At 64.7% G+C, this 6,978-nt stretch carries 6 protein-coding genes; all 6 read left to right on the top strand.

Translation table 11 applies throughout. The features are described 5' to 3' along the window. A partial coding sequence (locus VF497_RS07885; protein ID WP_330887410.1) for an amidohydrolase family protein occupies positions 1 to 245 on the top strand: 245 nt, incomplete at its 5' end. A 6-nt stretch (positions 246 to 251) separates the two neighbouring features. After that, a complete protein-coding gene (locus tag VF497_RS07880) occupies positions 252 to 1,574 on the top strand; it encodes an amidohydrolase family protein (RefSeq protein ID WP_330887408.1) in 1,323 nt (440 codons plus the stop codon). A 99-nt stretch (positions 1,575 to 1,673) separates the two neighbouring features. Beyond that, entirely contained in the window at positions 1,674 to 4,865 is a 3,192-nt protein-coding gene (locus VF497_RS07875; protein WP_330887406.1) for an amidohydrolase family protein, read from the top strand. An 86-nt stretch (positions 4,866 to 4,951) separates the two neighbouring features. Next, a complete protein-coding gene (locus VF497_RS07870) occupies positions 4,952 to 5,362 on the top strand; it encodes a hypothetical protein (protein ID WP_330887404.1) in 411 nt (136 codons plus the stop codon). 106 nt (positions 5,363 to 5,468) lie between these two features. Beyond that, positions 5,469 to 6,485, top strand: a complete 1,017-nt coding sequence (locus tag VF497_RS07865) for an ABC transporter substrate-binding protein (protein WP_330887402.1) — start codon at positions 5,469 to 5,471, stop codon at positions 6,483 to 6,485. A gap of 13 nt (positions 6,486 to 6,498) precedes the next feature. Next, the coding region (locus tag VF497_RS07860) for a PepSY-associated TM helix domain-containing protein (RefSeq protein ID WP_330887399.1) at positions 6,499 to 6,978 on the top strand (480 nt) is incomplete at its 3' end.

The following is a 6,978-nucleotide window of genomic DNA, read 5'->3' as shown; positions in this document are numbered from 1 at the left end:
GGGCCATCGGCTGGATCACGCTCAACGCCGCGAAGATACTCGGTCTCGACGCGCGCATCGGCTCCCTCGAGCCCGGCAAGAACGCCGACGTGGTGATCTGGTCGGGCGATCCGTTCAGCGTCTACACCAAGGCCGAACAGGTCTTCATCGACGGCACGCTGGTCTACGATCGCAAAGACTCCGCGAAGCGGCCGCGCTCCGATTTCGAGTTGGGCCAGCCGAGCATGGCCGGCGAGGCGAAATGAACCGTGATGACCGGCGAGTATAAAAAATTAAAAAATACACTCGCATTGACGCTGTGCCTGGCTGTCGTGGCGATGGACGCGGTGGCGGGCGAAACGGTCGCCATCGTGCATGCGCAGGCCTGGACCATGGCCGATGCGACGGGCGGACGCATCGATGACGCGACGATCGTCATTCGCGATGGCCGTTACGAATCGGTGGCTGCCAAGGCGCCGCCGCCGTCCGGCGCGCGCGTGATCGACGCCGCCGGCCGCATCGTCACCCTGGGCCTGATGAGCGCCGACACCCACCTCGGGCTCGTCGAAGTGTCCTCGCTCGAGGAGACGCGCGATCACGGCGTCGAGAGCGGCCCACTCGGCGCTGCATTCGATGTGCAATACGGTCTCAACCGAAATTCGCTGCTGCTGCCGGTCGTGCTCGCCGATGGTCTCACGCGCGCGGCGACGAGCCCGACGGCGGCGTCTGATGCGGCATTCCTCGGCATGGGGGCAGTAGTGCGCGTGCAGCCCGGCGCGGACGTTCTCGACCGCGCGAAGGCGGCGATGTACGCGAGTGTCGGCGGTTTCGGTGCGAAGCAGGGCGGAGGTTCGCGCAGCGCGCAATGGCAACTGCTGCGCAACGCGCTGGACGAGGCGAAAACCTATGCGCCGCCGAAATCCGGCGCGGGCGCACCGCGCGACCAGTTGCAAAACGTGCTCAATATCGCCGCACTGCATGCGACGATCGAACAACGCATGCCGCTCGTCGTACGCGTCGCGCGTGAATCGGACATTCGCCAGGCGGTGCAGCTCGCCGAGGACTATCGCCTGCCGCTCATCGTGCTCGGTGGTACCGAAGCGTGGCGCTGCGCAGATCTGCTCGCGGCACGCAAAGTCGCCGTCGTGCTCGATCCCGAGGCGGATCTGCCGTGGACCTTCGACGAACTCGGCGCACGTGCCGACAATGCGGCGATGCTCGCGCGTGCGGGCGTGACGATCGCGTTCAGCGTGTCGGGCAACACGATTTATCTCAGCCACAATGCCGGCGTCGCCGTGCGCGAGGGCGCGGGTCTGGCGGTCGCCAACGGGTTGGCGTACGCCGACGCGATGAAAGCCCTGACCGTGAATCCGGCGCGCATCTTCGGCATTGCTGACCACTACGGCAGCATGGCCCGCGGCTTCGACGCCGATCTCGTCATCTGGAACGGCGATCCGTTCGAACCCTCGAGTGCGCCCGGCGCCGTCTTCGTCCGCGGCGCGCAGGCATCGCCGATCACGCGTCAGACCCTTTTGCGTGACCGCTACGCGCCCAAGCATGCGACGGATCCCTTGCCGCCCGCTTACCGTCCCTGACGCTTCCCTCATGTCGTTCGCACGTTCGCCGATCGGAATCTTTTGCTTATGTCGTTGAAGATGTGGCCTCTGCTCTGCGTTCTCTGCATGGTTTCGGGTATGGCTGCGGCGGACAACGGCGCGCTGCCGCTCACACCCACTCGGCATGTGCGCATCGATACGGACGAAGGCACGTGGATATCGCTTGACGTCGCGCCGGACGGCCGCAGCATCGTGTTTGAACTGCTCGGCGATCTGTACTCCCTGCTGATCGGCGGCGGCGAGGCGAGGGCGATCACGCAGGGTCTCGCGTTCGACTCGCAGCCGCGATTCGCGCCAGATGGCAAGCACCTCGTCTTCATCAGCGACCGTTCGGGTAACGAAAATATCTGGATCGCCGATGCGGACGGCACGCATGCGCGGCAGATTTCCACCTACGACGACAACGCCGTATTCACCTCGCCTGCGTGGTCCGCCGACGGACGCGCGATCTTCGTCTCGATCTTTCATCCCGACCTGACCGCGTTCGAGCTGTGGCGGTTCGCGCTCGATGGCGACGGCAAGGGCGAGCGCATCACCCAAGGCAAGAGCTACGACGCGCAACCCAAGGACCAGCGCTACAGTGCGCTCGGTACGGTCGCCGCGCGCGACGGACGCACGCTCTATCTCGCCGGGTGCCACTGCACCTTCGACGAGGACATGACGCTGCCGATGTGGAGCATCGAGCGTCGCGATCTCGCCAGCGGTGCCAGCGACACCATCGTCACGAACCAAGGCAGCGCGATGCGGCCGGCCTTGTCGCCCGACGGCAAGACCCTGGTGTATGCCGCGCGCTATCGCGGCCAGACCGGTTTGCGCGTACGCGATCTCGCCAGTGGCGCCGATCGCGAACTGGTCTGGCCCGCGCAGCACGATGACCAGGAGGGCTCCGGTTCGCGCGATCTCGTTCCGGGCTACGCGTTCATGCCTGACGGGCGTGCGCTGATCGCCGCCTATGCCGGCAAGATCCACCGCATCGACCTCGCCACAGGCAAGGCGAGCGACATTCCGTTCCATGCACATGTCGATCTCGATATCGGCCCGTCGCTGCGGCAGTCGTTCAAGGACGAGACCGGCCCGGTGCGCGCGCGTCTCGCCCAGTTCCCGACGCTGTCGCCGGACGGTCGTCGCGTCGCGTTCTCGGCGCTCGGTCGCGTGTACACGATGGAATTGGCGCCGAATGCCGTGCCGCACGCGCTGACGCCGGCGGGCTTGCCTGCGTTCCAGCCGGCCTGGTCGCCCGACGGCAAATCCCTTGTCTACGTCAGCTGGACTGCGCGCGACGCCGGACAGATATGGCGCATCGACGTTGCCGGCGACAACAAGCCGCGAGCTCTGGCGCGAACGCCAGCGTACTACACGTACCCGATATTCACGCCAGATGGGTCGGCAATCATCGCGCAGCGCTCGAGCAACGCCGAGCGCATGCACACCTACATGGAATACGGTCCGTTGCGCGAAGCCGAATTGATTGCGCTGCCCGCACGCGGCGGCGAATCGCGCGTGCTCGCGCGCGGGCGCATGGGGGGCGTGCCGCATTTCGACGCCGACCGTTCCGAGGTCGATGTCGTGTTCGACGACGGCCTCGATGCGGTCAAGCTCGACGGCTCCGGACGACGCAAGCTCGTCGCCGTGACCGGACCGGGTTTCTACTTCCAGGAAGGTCGCGTGCCGGTCGACGATCTGCGCATCAGTCCCGACGGAAAATACGCGCTCGCGCAAATTGTCGAACAGCTTTACCTGCTGCGCATGCCTGCGAAGGCGGGCGAGACGATCGACCTCGCGGCACCGCCGGTCGAACATCGCAAGCTAACGAACATCGGCGCGGACTTCTTCGGCTGGGCCGACGGTGGCAAGACCGTGTTCTGGGTCGTCGGTTCGACGCTGTATCGGCAACCGCTGGAGAAAATCGCAGTCGATCGGGCCGGCGAGAAGGGGCAGGGCGCCAGGCCGCAGCCGGGCAGGGACGGCGTCGAGTCTTTCGCACTGAAGGTCGAGATACCGCGCGATGTGCCGCACGGTGCACTCGTGCTGCGCGGCGCGACGGCGATCACGATGCGCGGCGCCGAAGTGATCGACGATGCCGACATCGTCGTCGTCGACAACCGCATTGCCGCGATCGGCAAACGCGGTGGCGTGGCGATTCCCGAACACGCGATCGTTCGCGAGGTGCGCGGCAAGTTCATCGTCCCCGGTTTCATCGACACGCACGACCATTGGGCCGAGATCCGCCGCGGCGTGCTCGACCTGCAGAACTGGAGTTTCCTGACCGATCTCGCCTACGGCAAAACCGCCGGACTCGACCCTTCGCCGCTGTCGATCGACATGCTCGCCTATCAGGATCTGATCGACGCGGGCCTGTCGCTCGGGCCGCGCGTTTACTCGACCGGACCTGCGATCTTTTCCTACAACGAGTTCGCCAGCCTCGACGAGGTGCGCGATGTGCTTTCGCGTTATCCCGATCACTTCCGCACGCGCAACCTCAAGGAATACCGCACGGGCAACCGCCGCGTGCGCCAATGGGTGGCGATGGCTGCGAAGGATCTCGGCATCCAGCCGACGACCGAGGGCGCGCTCGACATGAAGCTCGACCTTACCCAGATCATAGACGGTTTCGCCGGCAACGAGCATGCGCTGACCCCCGCGCCGCTGTACAAGGACGTCGTCGAGCTGCTCGCGCAGACGCGCACAAGCTACACGACGACGCTGCAGATTTCGCACGGTGGGCCACCGGCGCAGAATTATTTCATCGAACGCGACTCTCCGCAGGACGATAAAAAATTGCAGCACTTCTCGCCGCCGCTGCTCGCCGAGAAGAAATTCTCGCGTCGGCATTGGTACGCGCCCGAAGAGTATTTTTTCGCCGCGATCGCACAAGGCGCCGCGAGCGTGCAGCGTGCGGGCGGCCTCGTCGGCATCGGTGCGCACGGTGAGGTGCCCGGCTACAGCACGCATTGGGAAATGCAGGCACATGTGGCCGGCGGCATGACGCCGCACGAAGTGCTGCGCGCGGCGACAATAGGCTCGGCCGAAACGATCGGTCGCCAGGACGAGATTGGCAGTCTCGACGTCGACAAGTACGCCGACCTTGTCGTACTCGATCGCAGTCCGCTCGCGGACATCCGCAACACGCTGGCAATCGATCAGGTGATGAAGAACGGACGTCTATACGATGCGGCAACGCTCGACGAGATTTATCCGCAATCACGCAAGTTGCCGGCGCAATGGTTTGCCGGCGAAAGGGAAGCCTCCAGACCTGCACAAGCTCCCTGAATTCCGTCCCGCGCCTGCGAGCGCAACAGCGGAACTCTGTTTCCTTCCAATCCGGCAGACGAACTGCCTCACTCCAGGAGATCACCATGAAGTTTCCCACGTTGCTGCTTGCCATCGTCGCCGCATTTGCGCCGATCGCGCCTGCGCTCGCCGCACAGAACGACACAAGGATGATCGAGATCTACCACATCGCACCAGGCAAGCACGTCGAGTTCCTCAAGCTCATCGCGCAATACGACGAGGCCAACCGCCAGGCCGGTCTCCCGCCGCGCGAGTTGTATGTGCATTCGGACGGCGGCGCCTGGGACTTTCTCCTGATCCAGAGCGAGACCGTCGATCCCGCGAAGCAGGCACTCGTGGATGCGGCGCTGAAGAAACTCGGCGCGCCGACCGGGGCGAAGTTCTGGGTAGCCATTCGTCAAACGGTAGCCGAGCATACCGATACCGTGGCAACGGGGCCGACGACCGCCGGCGATTGGCTGAAGAAACTCGAATAAGCGCCGTCGTTTCGCGGAGCTGGTTTCCTGGATTTTCCCCTGGCTTTTTAATGTGCCTTTCAGGTTGGCGCCGCAGAATCACGCGAGAAATCGAGGGAGACTGCAAATGAAAGGCTTGGCCGCGTTCCTTTTTTGTTTGTTCTCAGCTGCTGCGGCGACGGCCTCGTCGGCGGCGGCTGCGCCGCCGCGCGAGCGCATCGTCCTGCTCGTCGACGAGATCCGGCAGATCCGCTCGTTCCCCGTGCTGATCGCCGAGCAGCTCGGCTATTTCCGCGACGAAGGCGTCGATGTCACCGTGATGAACACCCGCAACGAAGAGCCGTACATGGACATGCTCATGGACGGCCGCGTCGATGCGGTCATGGCCTACTTTCACCACAACATCGTCCAGCGCGCGGCGGGCAAAGAGATCGAAGCCGTGGTCACGCTCGGGGTGACGCCGGGCATGCGCGTGCTCGTTGCCGACCAGGCGCGCGACAAGTACAAGAAGCCGGCCGACCTCAAGGCCAGCCGCATCATTTCGGGCGGTGCCGGTTCGGCGAAGACGACGATCGCCAATTACCTCGTGCTTGCCGGCGGCCACAAGCTCGACGAATACACGCGCACCGGCACCGAGGGCAAGGGCGAAAACGCCAAGGCGTTGCGCGAAGGCAAGGCCGATCTCATCGTGGCGCCTACCCCGGACGGTTTTTTCTACGAAGGGCAGGGTGCCGTGACACTGTTCGCCGACCTGACCACGCTCGAAGGCACGCGCAAGGCGCTCGGCGTGCCGTTCCCGTCGAACACGATCTTCATGCGCAGCGCCCTGGTGAAGGAGAAGCCGGAGGTCGCGCAGCATCTGGCCAACGCCTTCGTACGCGCGCTCAAGTTCATCAACACGCACACGGCGGAGGAAATCATGGCGAAGATTCCGGCCGATGTGCGCAAGCAATACGGCGACGACTACCTCAAGGTGCTCAAGGAACAGATTCCTATGTTCGCCAACGACGGCCGCATGCCAGAAGACGGCGCGCTCGGCGAGTACCGCGTGCTCGCCGAGGCGAACCCGAAGTACAAGTCGGTCGACGTGAAGCAGACCTACACGAACGTGTTCGTCGACAAGGCGCTCAAGGCGCAGCGTTGACGTCGGCAATACGATGATTGCATTGCGCCGCGTGCTGCGTCCCGTGCACCGCTGGGTCGGCCTCAGCGTCGGCCTCGTGGTCATGTGGATGGCGCTCACCGGCAGCATGCTCCTGTGGCGCAAGCAGCTCGAAGTGCCGCTCGATCGCGATCTGCTCAGCGTGGCCACGTGTGCGCAGCGCGTCCCGCTCGACGCGCTGGCCGCGAATGCGCTGCAGGCCTATCCGAAGGGCAAGTTCGACTATATCCGCCTCATCGCGGGCGAGCCCGGCGAGACGCGCATGCCTGCGGCGATGGTCCGCTTCACCGACCAGATGTTCGTCTATCTGAATCCATGCACGGGCGAGGTGCTCGGCCAGCGCGGGCGCTACCGCGGTCCGTTCGGCATGCTCGAGCAGCTGCATCGTCTGCGTTTCGTGCCGAACGGCGGTCTCGTCGTCGGCAGCAGTGCGATCATGTTCGGACTCGTGCTCGTCATTGGCGGTCTCGTGTTG

It is taken from the genome of Rudaea sp., assembly GCF_036383415.1.
Classification (GTDB): domain Bacteria; phylum Pseudomonadota; class Gammaproteobacteria; order Xanthomonadales; family Rhodanobacteraceae; genus Rudaea.
This window is presented reverse-complemented; position numbering and strand designations above follow the sequence as displayed.

Bases quoted from the DNA above. Each gene is read 5' to 3' on its own strand.
- VF497_RS07875 (WP_330887406.1), top strand. From the start codon at position 1,674: ATGGCTGCGGCGGACAACGGCGCGCTGCCGCTCACACCCACTCGGCAT.
- VF497_RS07880 (WP_330887408.1), top strand. From the start codon at position 252: ATGACCGGCGAGTATAAAAAATTAAAAAATACACTCGCATTGACGCTG.
- VF497_RS07865 (WP_330887402.1), top strand. From the start codon at position 5,469: ATGAAAGGCTTGGCCGCGTTCCTTTTTTGTTTGTTCTCAGCTGCTGCG.
- VF497_RS07870 (WP_330887404.1), top strand. From the start codon at position 4,952: ATGAAGTTTCCCACGTTGCTGCTTGCCATCGTCGCCGCATTTGCGCCG.